Here is a 20,195-nt window from a genome sequence, read left to right on the forward strand (position 1 = left end):
GCGAAGAAGCCCGGGCTGCAAGAGGCTCACCGCTGCGCTTCGCGACAAACGCCAGGCAATAAAAAAAGCCCCGACGCAATATACGCCGGGGCTTTTTCGCAACAGGGATTATTTTACCGGACGCATCGCCGGGAAGAGGATCACGTCGCGGATGGTGTGGCTATTGGTGAACAGCATCACCATACGGTCGATACCAATACCCAGACCCGCCGTCGGCGGCAGGCCGTGTTCCAGTGCGGTCACGTAATCTTCGTCGAAGAACATCGCTTCGTCGTCACCCGCCGCTTTCGCATCAACCTGATCCTGGAAGCGCTGCGCCTGATCTTCTGCATCGTTCAGCTCGCTAAAGCCGTTGCCGATTTCGCGGCCACCGATGAAGAACTCGAAGCGGTCAGTGATTTCCGGATTCACATCGTTACGACGCGCCAGCGGAGAGACTTCAGCCGGGTATTCGGTAATGAAGGTTGGCTGAATGAGGTGCGCTTCGGCCACTTCTTCGAAGATCTCGGTCACGATACGGCCCAGACCCCAGCTCTTCTCAACCTTGATACCGATGCTCTCAGCGATAGCTTTCGCAGAGTCGAAGTTATCCAGATCGGCCATCTCGGTTTCCGGACGGTATTTCTTGATTGCTTCACGCATTGTCAGCTTAGCGAACGGCTTACCGAAGTCGAACACCTCTTCGCCGTACGGCACTTCAGTGGTGCCCAGAATGTCCTGCGCCAGGGTGCGGAACAGGGATTCGGTCAGCTCGATCAGATCTTTGTAATCCGCGTAGGCCATATAGAGTTCCATCATGGTGAACTCAGGGTTATGACGAACGGAGATGCCTTCGTTACGGAAGTTACGGTTGATTTCGAACACGCGGTCGAAACCACCGACCACCAGACGCTTCAGGTACAGTTCCGGCGCGATACGCAGGTACATGTCCAGGTCCAGGGCGTTGTGATGGGTGATGAATGGACGCGCAGACGCGCCGCCCGGGATCACCTGCATCATCGGGGTTTCTACTTCCATAAAGTCGCGGCCCACCATGAACTGGCGGATACCGGCCATGATCTGAGAGCGAATTTTGAAGGTCTTGCGGGATTCATCGTTAGAGATGAGATCCAGGTAGCGCTGACGGTAGCGCGCTTCCTGATCCTGCAGGCCGTGGAATTTGTCCGGCAGCGGACGCAGGGCTTTGGTCAGCAGACGCAGCTCGGTGCAGTGGATAGAGAGTTCACCGGTCTTGGTTTTGAACAGTTTCCCTTTCGCGCCCAGGATATCGCCCAGGTCCCACTTCTTGAACTGCTCGTTGTAGATGCCTTCCGGCAGATCGTCACGGGAGACGTACAGCTGAATACGGCCACCCACGTCCTGCAGCGTAATAAAGGAGGCTTTACCCATGATACGACGGGTCATCATGCGGCCAGCAACGGCCACTTCGATGTTCAGCGCTTCCAGCTCTTCGTTCTCTTTAGCGTCGAAGTCAGCATGCAGTTGGTCTGAGGTACGATCGCGGCGAAAATCGTTCGGGAACGGCACGCCCTGCTCGCGCAGCGCAGCCAGCTTCTCGCGGCGGGTTTTCAGTTCATTATTAAGATCGGCTACCGCGTCAGCGCCCTGTGCTTGTTGTTCAGACATGTTGGTTCCTCATAACCCTGCTTTCAAACTTGCTTCGATAAATTGGTCCAGGCTGCCATCCAGCACCGCCTGCGTGTTACGGGTTTCGACACCGGTACGCAGGTCTTTGATGCGGGAGTCATCAAGGACGTAAGAACGGATCTGGCTGCCCCAGCCGATATCAGACTTGTTATCTTCCATCGCCTGTTTCTCAGCATTTTTCTTTTGCATCTCCAGCTCATAAAGCTTCGCTTTCATCTGCTTCATGGCCTGGTCTTTGTTTTTATGCTGGGAACGGTCGTTCTGGCACTGTGTCACCAGCCCGGTAGGGATGTGGGTAATACGCACCGCAGATTCCGTACGGTTAACGTGCTGACCACCCGCACCGGATGCGCGGTAGACGTCGATACGCAGATCTGCCGGGTTGATTTCGATGTCGATATCTTCGTCCACTTCCGGATAGACAAACGCGGAGCTGAACGAGGTATGGCGGCGACCGCCGGAGTCGAACGGGCTCTTACGCACCAGACGGTGTACGCCGGTTTCAGTACGCAGCCAGCCGTAGGCATAATCGCCAATGATCTTGATGGTGACAGATTTCAGGCCTGCCACTTCGCCTTCAGACTCTTCGATAATCTCAGTCTTGAAGCCGCGGGCTTCAGCCCAACGCAGATACATGCGGGTCAGCATGCTGGCCCAGTCCTGGGCTTCTGTACCGCCGGAACCGGCCTGGATATCAAGGTAGCAGTCGGCGCTGTCGTACTCGCCGGAGAACATACGACGGAATTCCAGCTGTGCCAGCTTCTCTTCCAGCCCGTCGAGCTCTGCGACAGCTTCGTTGAAGGTCTCTTCGTCGTCGGCCTCAACGGCCAGCTCCAGCAGTCCGGAAACATCATCCAGACCCTGCGCCATTTGATCCAGCGTATCTACGATAGCTTCGAGAGAGGAACGCTCTTTACCCAGCGCCTGTGCGCGTTCAGGTTCGTTCCAGACGTCTGGCTGTTCCAGCTCGGCGTTTACTTCTTCAAGACGCTCTTTCTTGGCATCGTAGTCAAAGATACCCCCTAAGAACGTCGGAGCGCTCGGTGAGGTCCTGAATGCGGTTTTTTACCGGATTAATTTCAAACATGGTCTGTTTTCTTTTATGGACGAGTAAAAATGCGGTGTAAGGGCGGAATTGTACCGGATTCACGCCCTTTTTTATAGCGGAATAGTGATGCTAAAGTGGCCAGATATGGTCGATGATGATTTGCAGGCTGCGGTTGCCGCGAAACTCGTTAATATCCAGTTTATAGGCCAGTTCGACTTCGCGTACGCCGTTATCAGGCCAGATTGTGGTGTCCACGTTAAAGGCGATACCGTCCAGCAGCGGACCGCCGCCAACCGGTTCCACCATCACCTTCAGATGCCGTTCCCCCACCAGACGCTGTTGCAGCAGGCGAAAACGCCCGTCAAACAGCGGCTCCGGGAACATCTGCCCCCACGGACCGGCGTCGCGCAGCATCTGCGCCACCTCCATGGTCATATCCGCCGGCGCCAGCGGGCCATCGGTGACCACTTCGCCCTGGAGCAGAGCCGGATCCAGCCAGTCGGTGACCAGCTCGCTGAACAGGCGCTGGAACTGGTCAAATTTCGCCTCTTCCAGCGACAGTCCCGCCGCCATGGCGTGGCCGCCAAATTTAATCATCAGCCCCGGATGCAGCGTATGCAGGCGCTCCAGCGCGTCGCGCATATGCAGCCCCTGAATCGAGCGGCCGGATCCTTTCAGGGTGCCGTCTCCGGCAGGGGCAAAGGCGATCACCGGGCGGTGAAAACGCTCTTTAATGCGCGAGGCGAGGATGCCCACCACCCCCTGATGCCACTCGGGGTGATACATCGCCAGCCCGCCGGGCAGCGAGTCGCCGCTGCGCTCCAGCTTTTCGCAGAGGATCAGGGCTTCGGCCTGCATCCCCTGCTCGATCTCTTTGCGGGTCTGGTTCAGCGCGTCCAGCTCGTTGGCCAGTACGCGCGCCTCGCCGATGTTATCGCACAGCAGCAGCGCTACGCCCACCGACATATCGTCCAGACGTCCGGCAGCGTTCAGACGCGGGCCAAGGGCAAAGCCGAGATCGCTGGCCGCCAGCCGCAGCGGGTCCCGGTTGGAGATCTCCAGCAGCGCCTTGATACCCGGACGGCATTTCCCCGCCCGAATGCGGTTCAAACCCTGCCAGGTCAGAATACGGTTATTGGCATCCAGCGGCACCACGTCCGCTACGGTGCCCAGCGCCACCAGATCAAGGAATTCCGCCAGATTAGGCGGCGCAATACCTTTAGCGTCAAACCACCCTTCATCACGCAGCCGTGTACGCAGCGCCAGCATCAGATAGAAAGCCACCCCCACCCCCGCCAGCGATTTCGACGGGAAGTCGCAGTCGCGCAGGTTGGGGTTAACGATCGCTTCTGCCGCCGGTAAGGTATCCCCAGGCAGGTGGTGATCGGTGACCAGCACCGGGATGCCAAATTCATGGGCGCGCTCAACTCCGGAGTGGGAGGAGATCCCGTTGTCCACCGTCAGGATCATCTGCGCGCCGCGGGCGTGAGCCTGATCCACCACTTCCGGACTCAGGCCATAGCCATCCTCAAAGCGGTTCGGCACCAGATATGAGACGTTGTCGCACCCCATCGCCCGCAGGCTGAGCACGCTCAGCGCGGTACTGGTGGCGCCATCGGCGTCAAAATCCCCCACCACAATGATGCGCGTTCCTTCCCGCAGGGCGTTGTACAGCAGCTCGGTGGCGCGTTCGACGCCGCTAAGCTGCTGCCAGGAGAGCATACCCTTTACGCTGCGTTCAAGGTCATCTGCATTTCGCACGCCACGGCTGGCATAGAGCCGACGCAACAGCGGAGGGAGCGTCGCGGGTAACGCGGCGCTCTCGTCCACTTCACGACGACGAAGTTGTGTCGAAGATTTCACGCGAATTATTTACCGCCAAACTGTTTCTGGTGCTCATCAAGGAAGGCTTTCATCTCTTTCGGCCCCTGGTAGCCCGGCACAACATAGCCGTTGCTCAGCACGATCGCAGGCGTACCGGTCACACCAAACTGCACGCCCAGCGCGTAGTGATTGGCAATGTCGATATCACAGGAGGCAGGCTTAACGCCTTTACCGCTCATGGCATCATCAAAGGCTTTGTTGCGATCTTTCGCACACCAGATGGCCTTCATGTCCTGCTCAGGCTGGCTCTGCACGCCCGCACGCGGGAAGGCGAGATAACGCACGGTGATCCCCAGCGCGTTGTAATCTTTCATCTCTTCATGCAGCTTGTGGCAGTAGCCGCAGGTGATGTCGGTAAAGACGGTAATGACATGTTTTTCCTGCGCCGCTTTGTAGACGATCATCTCTTTTTCCAGCGCGTTCAGGTTTTTCATCAGCATCTGGTTGGTAACGTTAACCGGCTGCGCGCCGCTCACGTCGTACAGCGGTCCCAGGATAAAGTGCTTACCGTCTTCGGTCACATACAGCACGCCGCTGTTGGTCAGTACCGTTTTCATGCCCGCAACGGGCGCAGGCTGAATTTCGCTACTGGTGACACCAAGCTTCGCCAGAGACTGTTTGATGGCCGCATCGTCAGCATGCGCCAGGCCGGATAATGACGCTGCCAGCAGAGAGAACAGCACTAAAGACTTTTTCATATTGGTTCCTGTTACAAGTCATCACGCACGTGGGTGATGCTGTTGGTGTAGCTGCCGCAGGCGTTCCGTCGCGACATGCGTGTAGATTTGCGTCGTTGACAGGTCACTGTGCCCAAGCAGCATCTGGACCACGCGCAGATCGGCGCCGTGATTCAGAAGATGGGTCGCAAACGCGTGACGCAGAACGTGCGGCGAAAGTTTTTCACTGTCGATACCCGCCAGTGTGGCGTAATGTTTGATGCGATGCCAGAAGGTTTGACGTGTCATTTGCTGCGCGCGCTGGCTGGGAAACAGCACGTCAATGGAGACACCGTTCAGCAACCAGGGGCGGCCATGCTGAAGATAGTTCTCCAGCCAGTAAACCGCCTCTTCACCCAGCGGCACCAGACGCTCTTTATTGCCTTTACCGATCACCCGTACCACGCCCTGGCGCAGACTGATATCGCTCATCGTCAGCCCGACCAGTTCAGACACGCGTAATCCTGTGGCGTAAAGCACTTCGAGCATCGCTTTATCGCGTAACTCCAGCGGTTGGTCAACCACTGGCGACTGTAATAATCTCTCAACTTGCGCTTCGCTGAGATCTTTTGGCAAACGCTGGGGCAGTTTTGGCGACGCCAGTGCCGCACTGGGATCATCAGGGCGTATCTTCTCGCGATAAAGGTGCTGAAACAGACGCCGCATGGCGCTCAGCAGCCGCGCGGAACTGGTGGCTTTATATCCCCCTTCCATCCGCTCGGCAAGCAGCGCCTGCAAATTGTCGCTTTGGGCCGTGGCCAGAGAGAGATCATGATGGTGTAACCATGCCACCAGCATCGCCAGATCGCGTCGGTAGGCGCTGAGGGTGTTCTCGGCAAGATTCTTCTCCAGCCAGAGCGCATCGAGAAACTGTTCGATGAGTGAGAGATCCTTTTCCACGTCCGCCTCTTTCGTTCTGCAATGGGGCATTATGCCTGAATGGGTCTTGTTTCTGGTACACTACTCGCAAAGTCATAGCAAGTATTGAGACATTTTAGCGATGAATATTGGTCTGTTTTATGGTTCCAGCACCTGCTACACCGAGATGGCCGCAGAGAAAATTCGCGACATTATCGGCCCGGAACTGGTCACCCTGCACAATCTCAAAGATGATGCCCCATCGATGATGGAGCAGTACGACGTGCTGATCCTCGGCATCCCGACCTGGGATTTCGGTGAACTGCAGGAAGACTGGGAAGCCATCTGGGATCAGCTCGACTCCCTGGCGCTTGAAGGCAAAATTATCGCGCTTTACGGCATGGGCGATCAGCTGGGCTACGGCGAGTGGTTCCTCGACGCGCTGGGGATGCTGCATGACAAGCTGGCACCGAAAGGGGTCACGTTCATCGGTTACTGGCCGACAGAAGGCTATGAGTTTACCAGCAAGAAACCGATTATCGCCGACGGAGAGCTGTTTGTCGGGCTGGCCCTGGATGAAACCAACCAGTACGACCTCAGTGAAGAGCGCCTGCAGAGCTGGTGCGAGCAAATCCTTGGCGAAATGGCGGAGCAGTTCAGCTAAACCACTACCGCCCCTGCGTCGGCTGGTGCGACATCATCCGACGCAGATCCCGCCACTCCGCTTCATCCATACTGTCTGCCGCAAGCCATAAATGATGGCAGCGTTGACCCGCGCCTTTGCGTAAGCGGAGCATCATGCCGGAGTTCAGCATCCACGGCGTGCCGACAATTTCCCACTCGCTCTCCTGCCAGTGCAGACGGGAATCCATAAACAGTTTGATTTCACCCTGACGGGCGTTAATGCGCCGCTGACTGCGTACGCTATCAAACACCACCAGCGACAGCAGCATCAGCCATAACGGGGTGTAGCTCAGCGGCCACGGCATCAGAAGAATAACAGCCGCGACCAGGCCGTGGAGCAGAAGCGACATCCACTGGGCGCGCCATGAGACGCGTAGATCAGATTGCCACAGGACCACGTTCCTGATTCCGTGTCTGAATTAAAAGCACCATCCGTTGCAGCTCGGCGTCGGCGGGTTTGCCGTGATTCATCAACCAGTTAAATAAATCGGGATCGTCGTTCTCCAGCAGGCGAACGAAGAGATGCTTATCCTCATCGCTCAGGCTGTCATATTCGTATTCGAAGAACGGCATGATGGAGATATCGAGTTCGCGCATGCCGCGACGGCATGCCCAGTGAATGCGGGCTTTGTTATTAATGTCCATGTCTGATTCCTGCATAACGTTGAGTTCAGGCAGTGTTCCGTTCGTATCGGCAGAGAAACGTGCTCAACCGGGAAGAAACGGCTCTTAGTGTAACGTGTTTTTTGCTGTTTCATTACTGGAATATTGTGTTCCAGGAGCAGGCTTCCACAAAAAACCACAATAAATAAGCGTGTTCAGCTGTTTTGCGTAGCGTTACGTAGATTAGGCTAAGGGCACGAATAGCCTGTTGAAACCGCTTGCAATGGCTACAGTCTCTTTTACCATTAGGCATTATCAAAGCGTTAAGCAATTCAGGACATCAATATGGCATTTACACCCTTTTCTCCGCGCCAGCCTGTCGCCTCTGCGCGTCTGCCGCTGACGCTTATGACCCTTGATGACTGGGCGCTGGCAACCCTCGTCGGCGTGGACAGCGAAAAGTACCTGCAGGGCCAGGTGACCGCGGATGTCAGTCAGCTGACCGAACACCAGCATCTGCTGGCGGCGCACTGCGATCCGAAAGGCAAGATGTGGAGCAACCTGCGCCTCTTCCGTCGTCAGGATGGTTTTGCCCTGATCGAACGTCGTAGCCTGCGCGACGCCCAGCTCACCGAGCTGAAAAAGTATGCGGTATTCTCTAAAGTGATCATCGCGGCCGATGACGAGCAGGTGCTGCTGGGTGTGGCGGGCTTCCAGGCGCGCGCCGCGCTGAAAAACCTGTTCAGCGAACTGCCTGATGCAGAAAAACAGGTCACCAACGACGGGGCTACCTCGCTGCTGTGGTTTGAACATCCGGCAGAGCGTTTCTTACTGGTAACCGATGTCGCTACCGCCGAGCGCGTGACCCAGGCCCTGCGTGGCGAAGCGCAGTTAAATAACAGCCAGCAGTGGCTGTCGCTGGACATTGAAGCGGGCATTCCGGTTATCGATGCCGCCAACAGCGGGCAGTTTATTCCGCAGGCGACCAACCTTCAGGCGCTGGGCGGTATCAGCTTTAAAAAAGGCTGCTATACCGGTCAGGAGATGGTTGCCCGCGCGAAGTTCCGCGGCGCCAACAAACGCGCACTCTGGTATCTGGCGGGTAAAGCCAGTCGCGTACCGGAAGCCGGTGAAGATCTGGAGCTGAAAATGGGTGATAACTGGCGCCGTACCGGCACCATACTGGCTGCCGTTCAGCTTGACGATGGCCGCCTGCTGGTTCAGGCCGTGATGAATAATGATATGGAGCCAGACAGCGTGTTCCGCGTCCGTGAGGATGTGAATACGTTAAGCATTGAGCCGCTGCCCTATTCGCTGGAAGAGTGATAGCTGTTGCCCGGTGGCGCTGCGCTTACCGGGCCTACAAAACCCGTAGGCCGGGTAAGGCGAAGCCGCCACCCGGCAATTTTTATTAGACCTGCCCGACGTACAGATAAATCGCCAGGAAATGGCACACGCTGCCGCCCAGTACAAACCCGTGCCAGATAGCGTGGTTATAGGGGATGCGCTTGCAGACGTAAAAAATGACCCCCAGCGAATAGACAATTCCGCCCACCGCCAGCAGTGTCACACCGCCCGCCGCCAGTTTTACCGCCAACTGATAGATCACAATCAGCGACAGCCAGCCCATGGTCAGATAGGTCACCAGCGACAGCACCTTAAAGCGGTGCGCGATGGTGAGCTTAAACAGGATCCCCAGTAGCGCCAGGCTCCAGATAACAATCATCAACCCACGCGCCAGGGGTGAATCCAGCCCGACCAGCAAAAACGGCGTATAGGTTCCGGCAATCAGCAGATAGATCGCGCAGTGGTCAAATTTCTTCAGCCAGATCTTGGCCCGCTGATGGGGAATGGCGTGGTACAAGGTGGAGGCCAAAAACAGCAGGATCATACTCCCGCCGTAGAGGCTGTAGCTGGTGATCGCCAGCGTGCTGGCGTTAGTGTCGACGGCCTGAACCAGCAGCAACACCAGCCCAACGATGCCAAACACCAGGCCAATACCGTGGCTAATGCTGTTGGCTATCTCCTCAGCCAGCGAATATCCCTGTGTGGTTAATGGTTTGCTAACCATAGATAACTCCGGGAAAACAAAAGTGAATAATGTCTCGCTGTCTATGCTAACTGAGAATGATTCCAGTGAACACCTGTTCGCTAAAATAAATATCAGTTTAAAATTTATTTATTACAATCATAAGGTTAAGGGATTATTTCAGCTAACGGCTGTTCACATAAAAACTTAAAGGCATTTAAATTCAATAACATAAAACTGATGCTGGTCCGGGTAAATGTCTGTAATTACCCGCTTCAGTTCGTCCAGGGACATGTTCTCCTGTTGAGCATGTTTTTCACTCAGCGTATCGAGCGTGACCGTCGACGTGCCTGTAACCTTAATGGTGCAAAAGTAGCCGTCATCCTCATAACGCCCCACCCGCAGCACATCGCCCGCTTTGAAATGTGATTCGCTTTCATCGCGGAGAGTAATGGTCTTACGTCCGGCCAGAATGTCATCCTGAAAGCGCTGAAAAAAAGTGATGTCGTTTGGCTGCATGTTATTATTCCCTGAAGATGAAGTCTGATGAGTGAGTTTAGCCCCAGTGAGCATGTTCTCCCATTCCGCCATTGCCAGCCTCAACAACCTGGAGATGATGGTCTACAACACCGTCATTAAAAACCGCGATCGGGTGATGTACATGACCATTCGTGAACTGGCGGATGCGGCGGGGGTGTCCACCACCACCGTGCTGCGCTTTTGCCGCAAGCTGAACTGCGATGGCTATTCGGAATTCCGCGTGCGGTTTAAATTATACCTTGAGCAAAACGAACCGCAGCAGGCTAATTTTGGCGCCAGTGAGATTATCAGTTTTTTCAAAAGCGTAAACAACGACGAATTTGACGCGCTATTAAATAACGCCGTGGATATTATATTATCCTCGGAACGTATTATATTTGTCGGCGCGGGAACTTCAGGTTCGCTGGCAAAATATGGCGCACGGTTCTTTTCCAATATTGGAAAATTCAGCAACCATATCGACGACCCTTATTTCCCGGTCACTAACGATATGGCAAAAAATGCGCTGGCGATTGTGCTCTCGGTCTCGGGCGAAACCGAAGAGATCCTGCGCTTCGCCAGCCAGTTCAGCCTGCATCACTGCAAGGTACTCTCCATTACCAGCCACGAACATTCGCGGCTGGCGAAACTGGCGGACTTTAACCTCTCATGGCATGTTCCGCAAACGCGTATCGCAGGCGTCTACGATATTACCACGCAGATTCCGGTTATTTATATTCTTGAATCGCTGGGGCGTAAACTGGCGAAGAAATTAACGGAATAAAACACCCTGTTTTTTCGGTGTAACATATTACAACTCTCACGAATTGTTATATCGTGACATTTTATTCCCCTTTGTTAGACTCAAAAACAATAGCAATAAATGAGATTAGCAAAGATGAAAAAACTCACCTTACCAAAAGACTTTTTATGGGGCGGCGCGGTTGCGGCGCATCAGGTTGAAGGCGGCTGGAACAAAGGCGGCAAAGGCCCGAGCATTTGTGACGTGCTGACCGGCGGCGCGCACGGCGTACCGCGTGAAATCACCCAGGAGGTAGTTGACGGCAAATACTACCCTAACCACGAGGCGGTAATGACTCCAACTTATTGATAGTGTTTTATGTTCAGATAATGCCCGATGACTTTGTCATGCAGCTCCACCGATTTTGAGAACGACAGCGACTTCCGTCCCAGCCGTGCCAGGTGCTGCCTCAGATTCAGGTTATGCCGCTCAATTCGCTGCGTATATCGCTTGCTGATTACGTGCAGCTTTCCCTTCAGGCGGGATTCATACAGCGGCCAGCCATCCGTCATCCATATCACCACGTCAAAGGGTGACAGCAGGCTCATAAGACGCCCCAGCGTCGCCATAGTGCGTTCACCGAATACGTGCGCAACAACCGTCTTCCGGAGCCTGTCATACGCGTAAAACAGCCAGCGCTGGCGCGATTTAGCCCCGACATAGCCCCACTGTTCGTCCATTTCCGCGCAGACGATGACGTCACTGCCCGGCTGTATGCGCGAGGTTACCGACTGCGGCCTGAGTTTTTTAAATGGCGGAAAATCGTGTTGAGGCCAACGCCCATAATGCGGGCGGTTGCCCGGCATCCAACGCCATTCATGGCCATATCAATGATTTTCTGGTGCGTACCGGGTTGAGAAGCGGTGTAAGTGAACTGCAGTTGCCATGTTTTACGGCAGTGAGAGCAGAGATAGCGCTGATGTCCGGCAGTGCTTTTGCCGTTACGCACCACCCCGTCAGTAGCTGAACAGGAGGGACAGTTGATAGAAACAGAAGCCACTGGAGCACCTCAAAAACACCATCATACACTAAATCAGTAAGTTGGCAGCATCACCCCACGAGGCCATCGACTTCCACGGTCACTATAAAGAAGATATCAAGCTGTTTGCCGAGATGGGCTTCAAATGCTTCCGCACCTCCATCGCCTGGACCCGTATTTTCCCGAAAGGTGACGAAACTCAGCCCAACGAAGAGGGGCTGAAGTTCTACGACGACATGTTCGATGAGCTGCTGAAATACAACATCGAGCCGGTCATCACCCTCTCCCACTTCGAAATGCCGCTGCACCTGGTGCAGGAGTACGGCGGCTGGACCAACCGTAAGGTGGTCGATTTCTTCGTCAACTTCGCCGAAGTGGTCTTTGAGCGCTACAAGAGCAAGGTCAAATACTGGATGACCTTCAACGAAATCAACAATCAGCGTAACTGGCGCGCGCCGCTGTTCGGCTACTGCTGCTCCGGGGTGGTCTATACCGAGCATCAGAATCCGGAAGAGACCATGTACCAGGTGCTGCATCACCAGTTCGTGGCCAGCGCCCTGGCGGTGAAAGCGGCCCGTCGCATCAACCCGGAGATGAAAGTCGGCTGCATGCTGGCAATGGTCGCGCTCTATCCTTACTCCTGCAAACCAGAAGATGTGATGTTTGCTCAGGAATCGATGCGTGAACGCTATGTCTTTACCGACGTGCAGTTGCGGGGTTACTACCCGTCCTACGTGCTGAATGAGTGGGAGCGCCGCGGTTTCACCATCAAGATGGAAGCGGGCGACGAGCAGATCCTGCGCGAAGGCACCTGTGATTATCTGGGCTTCAGCTATTACATGACCAACGCGGTGAAAGCGGAAGGCGGCACCGGCGATGCGATCTCCGGCTTTGAAGGCAGCGTGCCGAACCCGCACGTGAAAGCGTCCGACTGGGGCTGGCAGATTGACCCGGTGGGCCTGCGTTACTCCCTGTGCGAACTCTATGAGCGCTATCAGAAACCGCTGTTTATCGTGGAAAACGGCTTTGGCGCGTACGACAAAGTAGAAGAGGACGGCAGCATCAATGATGACTACCGCATCGACTATCTGCGCGCGCACGTGGAAGAGATGATGAAAGCGGTCACTTACGATGGTGTGGATCTGATGGGGTACACCCCGTGGGGCTGCATCGACTGCGTGTCGTTCACTACCGGCCAGTACAGCAAACGTTACGGCTTTATCTATGTGAACAAGCACGACGACGGCACCGGCGACATGTCCCGTTCGCGTAAGAAGAGCTTTGAGTGGTACAAAAAAGTGATCGCCAGCAACGGCGAGACGCTTTAATCCGGCATTGCCGGGCGGCGCTGCGCTTGCACCGGCCTGCGATCGATCCCCTCTCCCCTATGGGGAGAGGGTTAGGGTGAGGGGCCTTACTTCCCGCCCGCTAACTCAATAAAACTGCCCGTCACGTACGAGGCCTTCTCGCTCAGCAGCCAGACAATCGCCTGCGCCACCTCTTCCGGCTGGCCGCCGCGCTGCATCGGCAGCATCGACTTCACCCGATCCACCCGCCCCGGTTCACCGCCGGAGGCATGAATGTCGGTGTAAATCAGCCCCGGACGCACGCAGTTCACCCGGATGCCCTGGGCCGCCACTTCCAGCGATAGCCCGGTCGTCAGGGAGTCCACCGCCCCTTTCGATGCCGCGTAATCCACATACTCCCCCGGCGCGCCGAGTCGTGAGGCTGCTGAAGAGACATTCACGATCGCCCCGCCTTTACCGCCATGTTTCAGCGACATGCGTTTCACCGCTTCGCGGCAGCAGAGGAAATACCCGGTCACGTTGGTGGCCAGCACGCGGTTAATCCGCTCGGCGGAGAGGTTCTCAATGGTGCTCTGCTCGAAGAGAATCCCGGCGTTGTTGACCAGCGCGGCGAGGGGCTCCCCTTCGCGATCGAGGCTGTCGAACATCGCCATAACCTGCGCTTCGTCGCTGATATCCGCGCGCAGGGCAAAGGCTCTGCCGCCCTCTTCTGTAATCTGATTGATCACGTCGGTGGCGGCGCTGATGTTGTGGTGATAATTCACCGCCACGTTATAACCCACACGCGCCAGCTCAAGCGCCGTCGCTTTGCCAATCCCACGGCTGGCGCCGGTGACTAATGCGATTGCCATCTACAACCTCCGGATAAAAAAAAGCCGGGTGGCGCTGACGCTTACCCGGCCTAAAGTATGACAGAAAGATTACTGGTATTCGCTCATCGGCACACAGGAGCAGAACAGGTTACGGTCGCCGTAAACGTCATCAAGACGCTTCACGGTCGGCCAGTACTTGTTGGCTACGCCTGCCGGGAAGACCGCCAGTTCGCGGGTGTAACCGTGGTTCCACTCCGCTACCAGTTCGTTCTGAGTATGCGGCGCGTTAACCAGCGGGTTATCTTCCAGGGTCCACTCCCCGGCCTTCACGCGGTCGATTTCGCTGCGGATCGCCAGCATCGCATCGATAAAGCGGTCCAGCTCAACTTTGCTTTCGGACTCGGTTGGTTCAACCATCAGCGTACCCGCAACCGGGAACGACATGGTCGGGGCGTGGAAGCCGTAGTCGATCAGACGCTTGGCGATATCCAGCTCGCTGATACCGGTCTCTTCTTTCAGAGGACGAATATCAAGGATGCACTCGTGCGCCACGCGACCATCACGACCGGTGTAGAGCACCGGATAGGCATCTTTCAGACGCGTCGCGATGTAGTTGGCATTCAGGATCGCCACCTGGCTGGCCTGCTTCAGCCCTTCTGCGCCCATCATGCGGATATACATCCAGCTGATTGGCAGAATAGAGGCGCTGCCGAACGGTGCCGCAGAGACCGCGCCCTGACGGGTGAGCATGCCTTCGATCTGCACCACGCTGTGGCCCGGAACAAACGGCGCCAGGTGCGCTTTCACACCGATCGGGCCCATGCCCGGGCCGCCGCCGCCGTGCGGAATGCAGAAGGTTTTGTGCAGGTTCAGGTGCGACACGTCCGCGCCGATAAAGCCTGGCGTGGTGATCCCCACCTGGGCGTTCATGTTGGCGCCATCGAGGTAAACCTGGCCGCCATACTGGTGCACAATTTCGCACACTTCGCGGATGGTCTCTTCATACACGCCGTGAGTGGACGGATAGGTGACCATGATGCAGGAGAGCTTATCGCCGGTCTGTTCCGCTTTCGCACGCAGATCGGCCAGGTCGATGTTGCCGTTTTTATCGCAGGCCACTACCACCACTTCCATCCCTGCCATCTGGGCCGATGCCGGGTTGGTGCCGTGGGCGGAGCTTGGGATCAGGCAGATATCACGATGCCCTTCGTTACGGCTCTCGTGATAATGGCGGATCGCCAGCAGACCTGCGTATTCACCCTGGGCGCCGGAGTTTGGCTGCATGCAGAGTGCGTCGTAGCCGGTCAGTTTCACCAGCCAGTCGGAGAGCTGGTTGATCATCTGGTGATACCCTTCCGCCTGATCGGCCGGGCAGAATGGGTGCAGTTCAGCGAATTCCGGCCAGGTGATTGGGATCATCTCGGCGGCGGCGTTCAGCTTCATGGTGCAGGAGCCCAGCGGGATCATCGCCTGATTCAGGGCCAGATCTTTGCGCTCCAGAGAGTGCATATAGCGCATCATCTCGGTTTCGCTGTGATAGCGGTTAAAGACCGGATGCGTCAGGATCGCGTCATCGCGCAGCATGCTCGCCTGAATGGAGCAACTGTCGTGCGCCACCTCTTTATCGAGCGTGTCCACATCCAGACCGTGGTCTTCACCCAGCAGGACGTTGAAGAGCACCTGCAGATCGTCACGGGTGGTGGTCTCATCCAGGGTGATGCTGACCGCATTCAGGATATCACTGCGCAGGTTAATTTCTGCCGCCTCAGCGCGTGCCAGCACGGCGGCTTTGTCGGCCACGTCAACGCACAGGGTGTCGAAGAAGTGGGCGTGACGCAGTTTTTGACCTTTCTGCTGCAGGCCACAGGCGAGAATATCGGCCAGACGATGAATGCGGCTGGCGATACGCTTCAGGCCAACCGGGCCGTGGAAGACGGCATACAGGCTGGCGATATTGGCCAGCAGTACCTGAGAGGTACAGATGTTGGAGTTCGCTTTCTCACGGCGGATATGCTGCTCGCGAGTCTGCATCGCCATGCGCAGGGCGGTATTGCCGGCGGCATCTTTCGATACGCCAATAATACGGCCTGGCATGGAGCGTTTGAATTCATCTTTGGCGGCGAAGAAGGCCGCGTGTGGACCGCCGTAGCCCATCGGTACGCCGAAGCGCTGCGCGGAGCCGAAGACGATGTCTGCGCCCTGTTTACCCGGGGCGGTTAACAGCACCAGCGCCATAAAATCGGCCGCCACGCTGACGACAATTTTACGCCCTTTCAGCTCGGCAATCAGTTTGGCGTAATCGTGCACTTCACCGGTGGTGCCCACCTGCTGCAACAGCACGCCGAACACATCCTGGTGATCCAGCACTTTATCGGCATCATCAACGATCACTTCAAAGCCAAAGGTCTCAGCACGGGTACGTACCACGTCGAGGGTTTGCGGATGCACGTCGGCTGCGACGAAGAAGCGGTTTGCGCCCTTCAGTTTGCTGACGCGTTTTGCCATCGCCATCGCTTCTGCGGCGGCAGTGGCTTCATCCAGCAGCGAGGCGGAGGCGATATCCAGACCGGTCAGATCCAGCGTCACCTGCTGGAAGTTGAGCAGCGCTTCCAGACGGCCCTGAGAGACTTCCGGCTGATAAGGGGTGTACGCGGTGTACCAGCCCGGGTTTTCCAGCATGTTACGCAGGATCACCGGCGGTAACTGCACGTTGGTGTAACCCATGCCAATGTAAGACTTAAAGCGCTTGTTCAGGCTGGCAATGCCCTTCAGTTCCGCCAGGGCGGCATATTCAGTGGTTGATTCCCCCACCTGCGGCGGCGTGTCGAGCTGAATATCCTTTGGCACAATCTGGCCGATCAAGGCGTTGAGCGAATCCGCGCCAACCGTCTTCAGCATCTCCTGCTGTTGCTGAGCATCCGGCCCAATGTGACGTTCGATGAAGGCGCCACGGTTTTCAAGCTGGCTTAAAGTCTGTGTCATGAGCGATGGTTCCTGAAACGTGCAGTGAATCGTATTTGGAATTTAACTGAATACGCTAAATCATTCGCGTTGCAGGAAGGCGGCGACGCAGCGAATCCCCGGGAGCTTACTCAGGTAAGTGACCGGGGTGAGCGAGGAAGCCAACGCGCCTGCAACGTGAAGGATGACGCGTATTTATTCGTCTTCGAGTAGAGCTTCGTACGCGGTGGCATCCAGCAGGGCGGCAACTTCCGCTTCATCGCTGGCTTTAATTTTGAAGATCCAGCCTTCGCCGTAAGGCTCGCTGTTGACCAGCTCCGGGGAGTCGCTCAGGGCGTCGTTAACCGCCACGATTTCGCCGCCGACCGGGGCATAGATGTCTGAAGCTGCTTTTACCGATTCCGCCACCGCACAGTCGTCGCCCGCGGTCACGGTCGCGCCCACTTCCGGCAGATCCACAAAGACCATGTCACCTAACAGCTCCTGAGCATGTTCGGTGATCCCAACGGTATAGGTGCCGTCGGCTTCTTTGCGCAGCCACTCGTGTTCTTTGCTGTATTTCAGTTCTGCTGGCACATTGCTCATTGAATTTCTCCTGATAAAAATAATTAGGCGACCGGTTTACCGGCGCGAACAAAAATCGGTTTGGTCACGCGGACCGGCATTTCGCGGTTGCGGATCTGCACCACGGCCGTCTCGCCAATGCCCGCCGGCACACGCGCCAGCGCAATACTGTAACCCAGCGTCGGGGAGAAGGTGCCGCTGGTGATAATGCCTTCGCAGTGGTTGCCATTGGCATCGGTGAAACGTACCGGCAGTTCACCGCGCAGGACGCCTTTCTCGGTCATCACCAGCCCAACCAGCTGTTCGGTGCCCTTCTCACGCTGCTGTTCCAGCACTTCACGACCGATAAAGTCGCGATCGGCCGGTTCCCAGGCTATGGTCCAGCCCATGTTGGCCGCCAGCGGAGAGACCCCTTCGTCCATCTCCTGGCCATATAAATTCATACCGGCTTCCAGACGCAGCGTATCGCGCGCGCCCAGACCCGCCGGCTTAACGCCCGCTTCTACCAGCGCACGCCAGAAATCGGCCGCTTTTTCGTTCGGCATGGCAATTTCATAGCCCGCTTCACCGGTGTAGCCGGTGGTCGCCACAAAGAGATCGCCCGCCTGCACGCCAAAGAACGGCTTCATGCCTTCGGTGGCTTTACGCTGTTCTTCGTTAAACAGGGAGGCGGCTTTCGCCTGGGCATTTGGCCCCTGCACCGCAATCAGCGACAGGTCGTCACGCACGGTGATGTCGATGCCGTAAGGTTCAGCGTGTTGGGTGATCCAGGAGAGGTCTTTTTCGCGGGTGGCGGAGTTTACAACGAGGCGGAAGAAATCTTCAGAGAGGTAATAGACAATCAGGTCGTCAATAACGCCGCCGGAGGCATTCAGCATGCCGCTATAGAGCGCTTTACCCGGCGTCTTCAGTTTGGCGACGTCGTTTGCCAGCAGATAGCGTAAAAACTCCCGGGTGCGGCTGCCGTGCAGATCGACAATGGTCATGTGAGAGACGTCGAACATACCGGCATCGGTGCGCACCGCATGATGCTCATCAATCTGCGAACCATAATGCAGCGGCATCATCCAGCCATGGAAATCGACCATGCGTGCACCGCATAAGGTGTGTTGTTCATACAAAGGCGTCTGTTGAGCCATCTTATCCTCGTTGAATGAGCTGGGCTGTCTTGCGTTTCATGGCGAAAAATTCACCACGAAACCCGGCATCGGCATCGCTCCCGGACACCGACGCAAACGTTCTCTTTCCTCAGAACTTACCACCGAAAACGGTGGTTAACCATAAGGCAAAATGGGTCATCACATTAGCTTATGGTCAAAAAAGCCAGCAAAGCGTACAGAGTTATTCACTATAAAAATGCGAATCGTTCCGCACAAAAGCAAAGTCGATAAGATGGGATTTAGCACAGGCTGATATTTACTGCGGAAAAATGCGCGAAATTTCCGTAACATAAAAATAGCCAGATTAGTTAATCTAATGCGAAAAAGGCGGTGAAATTAGATTATTTCAAACGAGGGAGATCCCCCGGTCTGCAGGCCGGGAGAATAAAGTGTGATGGAGTTCTAAATTAGCGTAGCCAGTCCGGCAGGTCGTTAAGTCCCATCGCCTGACGCAGAAGTTGTGGTTTAACGCCCGGGAGGGTGTCAGCCAGTTTCAGACCGAGATCGCGCAGCAGTTTTTTCGCCGGATTGGCACCGGCAAAGAGTTCGCGGAAGCCCTGCATCCCCGCCAGCATCATTGCCGCGCTGTGCTTACGGCTACGCTCGTACCGGCGCAGGTAAATATGCTGACCAATATCTTTGCCCTCACGATGGAGGCGGCGCAGTTCATTCACCAGCTCGGCGGCATCCATAAAGCCCAGGTTTACCCCCTGCCCGGCCAGCGGATGAATGGTGTGCGCCGCGTCGCCCACCAGCGCCAGGCGATGCGCCGCGAACTGGCGCGCATAGCGACCGGTTAACGGGAATACCTGACGCTCGCTTTCGACAGTGCAGAGCCCCAGCCGGTTATCAAAGGCCACGCACAGGGCCTGATTAAACGCTTCGGCTGATGCCTCCTGCATCTGCTGCGCCTTCTCAGGGGAAAGCGACCAGACGATGGAGCAGAGATGCGGATCGCTGAGCGGCAAAAAGGCCAGAATGCCGTCGTTATGGAAGATCTGCCGGGCCACCGCCTGGTGCGGTTCCGCGGTGCGAATAGTGGCGACCAGGGCATGATGGCGGTAGTCCCAGTACGTCAGGGGAATGTCGGCTTTGTTGCGCAACCAGGAGTTGGCACCATCGGCCCCGACCACCAAACGCGCAGTCAGCATGTCGCCGCTTTGCAGGGTAATAAAGGCATCGTTTTCACCCCAGGCCACCTGCTGCAGTTGTGCCGGGGCAATCAGCGTAACGTCGCTGCACTGCTGCGCTTTCTGCCACAAGGCATGATGGATCACCGCGTTTTCGATGATATGGCCGAGATGGCTGTAGCCCATGCTCTCATCATCAAAGGCGATATGCCCGAAGCTGTCTTTATCCCACACTTCCATGCCGTGATAGCAGCTGGCGCGCTGGGCGATAATCTCTGACCAGACGCCAACGCGGGTCAGCAGCTTTTCACTGGCGGCGTTGATCGCCGAAACGCGTAGCTCAGGCGGCGCATCGGGAGCGACAGGCTGCGGCTGTTTCTGTTCCAGCACCGCCACGCGCAGACCGCTCCCCTGCAGACCGCAGGCCAGCGCCAGTCCTACCATTCCGCCACCGACAATGGCGACATCAACATTCTGCACTTTGTTTACTCC

18 protein-coding genes and 2 pseudogenes are annotated in these 20,195 nt (G+C 56.4%); 5 read left to right on the top strand and 15 right to left on the bottom strand.

Features of this window, described 5'->3' with window-relative positions; translation table 11 throughout:
• Positions 1-108 precede the first annotated feature (108 nt).
• The 5 genes from lysS to xerD form a co-directional block, all read right to left on the bottom strand.
• Positions 109-1,626: a lysine--tRNA ligase gene (gene lysS / locus C2U54_RS00150; RefSeq protein ID WP_103176868.1), complete on the bottom strand. Its 1,518-nt coding sequence runs from the start codon at positions 1,624-1,626 to the stop codon at positions 109-111.
• Positions 1,627-1,635: 9 nt separating this feature from the next.
• A protein-coding gene (gene prfB, locus C2U54_RS00155; RefSeq protein WP_103176869.1) for a peptide chain release factor 2 occupies positions 1,636-2,734 on the bottom strand; the annotation gives its coding sequence in 2 pieces (ribosomal slippage) (positions 1,636-2,658 and positions 2,660-2,734; 1,098 coding nt in all).
• Positions 2,735-2,824: 90 nt separating this feature from the next.
• Positions 2,825-4,558: a single-stranded-DNA-specific exonuclease RecJ gene (gene recJ, locus C2U54_RS00160; protein WP_103176870.1), complete on the bottom strand. Its 1,734-nt coding sequence runs from the start codon at positions 4,556-4,558 to the stop codon at positions 2,825-2,827.
• 5 nt (positions 4,559-4,563) lie between these two features.
• Positions 4,564-5,277: a bifunctional protein-disulfide isomerase/oxidoreductase DsbC gene (dsbC, locus tag C2U54_RS00165; protein WP_103176871.1), complete on the bottom strand. Its 714-nt coding sequence runs from the start codon at positions 5,275-5,277 to the stop codon at positions 4,564-4,566.
• 21 nt (positions 5,278-5,298) lie between these two features.
• A complete protein-coding gene (gene xerD, locus C2U54_RS00170; protein WP_409201128.1) occupies positions 5,299-6,225 on the bottom strand; it encodes a site-specific tyrosine recombinase XerD in 927 nt (308 codons plus the stop codon).
• 70 nt (positions 6,226-6,295) lie between these two features.
• Here xerD and fldB point away from each other — a divergent pair, with 70 nt between their 5' ends.
• A complete protein-coding gene (gene fldB / locus C2U54_RS00175; protein ID WP_103176873.1) occupies positions 6,296-6,817 on the top strand; it encodes a flavodoxin FldB in 522 nt (173 codons plus the stop codon).
• A gap of 4 nt (positions 6,818-6,821) precedes the next feature.
• Here fldB and C2U54_RS00180 read toward each other — a convergent pair whose 3' ends face one another.
• Together C2U54_RS00180 and sdhE are read right to left on the bottom strand one after the other, a co-directional pair.
• On the bottom strand, positions 6,822-7,235 hold the full coding sequence (locus C2U54_RS00180; protein WP_103176874.1) for a protein YgfX: 414 nt from the start codon (positions 7,233-7,235) through the stop codon (positions 6,822-6,824).
• A complete protein-coding gene (gene sdhE, locus C2U54_RS00185) occupies positions 7,216-7,482 on the bottom strand; it encodes an FAD assembly factor SdhE (protein ID WP_103176875.1) in 267 nt (88 codons plus the stop codon). Before sdhE ends, C2U54_RS00180 begins: the two co-directional genes overlap by 20 nt.
• A 303-nt stretch (positions 7,483-7,785) precedes the next feature.
• Between sdhE and ygfZ the strand changes: the two genes are divergently transcribed.
• A complete protein-coding gene (gene ygfZ, locus C2U54_RS00190) occupies positions 7,786-8,766 on the top strand; it encodes a tRNA-modifying protein YgfZ (RefSeq protein ID WP_103176876.1) in 981 nt (326 codons plus the stop codon).
• 85 nt (positions 8,767-8,851) lie between these two features.
• Here ygfZ and trhA read toward each other — a convergent pair whose 3' ends face one another.
• Together trhA and yqfB are read right to left on the bottom strand one after the other, a co-directional pair.
• Positions 8,852-9,511: a PAQR family membrane homeostasis protein TrhA gene (trhA, locus tag C2U54_RS00200; RefSeq protein WP_103176877.1), complete on the bottom strand. Its 660-nt coding sequence runs from the start codon at positions 9,509-9,511 to the stop codon at positions 8,852-8,854.
• A gap of 165 nt (positions 9,512-9,676) precedes the next feature.
• Complete coding sequence (gene yqfB / locus C2U54_RS00205) at positions 9,677-9,988, bottom strand: N(4)-acetylcytidine aminohydrolase (protein ID WP_103176878.1); 312 nt, start codon at positions 9,986-9,988, stop codon at positions 9,677-9,679.
• A 52-nt stretch (positions 9,989-10,040) separates the two neighbouring features.
• Between yqfB and C2U54_RS00210 the strand changes: the two genes are divergently transcribed.
• Together C2U54_RS00210 and C2U54_RS00215 are read left to right on the top strand one after the other, a co-directional pair.
• A complete protein-coding gene (locus C2U54_RS00210) occupies positions 10,041-10,772 on the top strand; it encodes a MurR/RpiR family transcriptional regulator (RefSeq protein WP_103176879.1) in 732 nt (243 codons plus the stop codon).
• Between the two features lie 114 nt (positions 10,773-10,886).
• A pseudogene (locus C2U54_RS00215) lies at positions 10,887-11,081 on the top strand (family 1 glycosylhydrolase); the annotation flags it as partial.
• Positions 11,082-11,092: 11 nt separating this feature from the next.
• Here the strand turns inward: C2U54_RS00215 and C2U54_RS00220 are convergent.
• Positions 11,093-11,790, bottom strand: a protein-coding gene (locus tag C2U54_RS00220; RefSeq protein ID WP_227525589.1) for an IS1-like element IS1B family transposase whose coding sequence is annotated in 2 segments (ribosomal slippage) — positions 11,093-11,541 and positions 11,541-11,790 — 699 coding nt in all. Because the reading frame shifts where the segments join, the coding sequence is not laid out codon by codon here.
• A 56-nt stretch (positions 11,791-11,846) separates the two neighbouring features.
• On the opposite strand from C2U54_RS00220, the pseudogene C2U54_RS00230 reads away from it, so the two are divergent.
• Positions 11,847-13,097, top strand: a pseudogene (locus C2U54_RS00230) (6-phospho-beta-glucosidase); the annotation flags it as partial.
• Between the two features lie 86 nt (positions 13,098-13,183).
• On the opposite strand, the gene C2U54_RS00235 reads toward C2U54_RS00230, so the two are convergent.
• The 5 genes from C2U54_RS00235 to ubiI form a co-directional block, all read right to left on the bottom strand.
• A complete protein-coding gene (locus C2U54_RS00235; protein WP_103176880.1) occupies positions 13,184-13,927 on the bottom strand; it encodes an SDR family oxidoreductase in 744 nt (247 codons plus the stop codon).
• A gap of 69 nt (positions 13,928-13,996) precedes the next feature.
• On the bottom strand, positions 13,997-16,870 hold the full coding sequence (gcvP, locus tag C2U54_RS00240) for an aminomethyl-transferring glycine dehydrogenase (protein ID WP_103176881.1): 2,874 nt from the start codon (positions 16,868-16,870) through the stop codon (positions 13,997-13,999).
• Positions 16,871-17,044: 174 nt separating this feature from the next.
• Positions 17,045-17,434, bottom strand: a complete 390-nt coding sequence (gene gcvH / locus C2U54_RS00245) for a glycine cleavage system protein GcvH (protein ID WP_039029826.1) — start codon at positions 17,432-17,434, stop codon at positions 17,045-17,047.
• Positions 17,435-17,457: 23 nt separating this feature from the next.
• A complete protein-coding gene (gene gcvT, locus C2U54_RS00250) occupies positions 17,458-18,552 on the bottom strand; it encodes a glycine cleavage system aminomethyltransferase GcvT (RefSeq protein ID WP_103176882.1) in 1,095 nt (364 codons plus the stop codon).
• Between the two features lie 428 nt (positions 18,553-18,980).
• Positions 18,981-20,183: an FAD-dependent 2-octaprenylphenol hydroxylase gene (gene ubiI / locus C2U54_RS00260; RefSeq protein ID WP_103176884.1), complete on the bottom strand. Its 1,203-nt coding sequence runs from the start codon at positions 20,181-20,183 to the stop codon at positions 18,981-18,983.
• Positions 20,184-20,195 lie beyond the last annotated feature (12 nt).

Origin of the sequence: Leclercia sp. LSNIH1, from assembly GCF_002902985.1 — a bacterium.
GTDB lineage: Bacteria > Pseudomonadota > Gammaproteobacteria > Enterobacterales > Enterobacteriaceae > Enterobacter.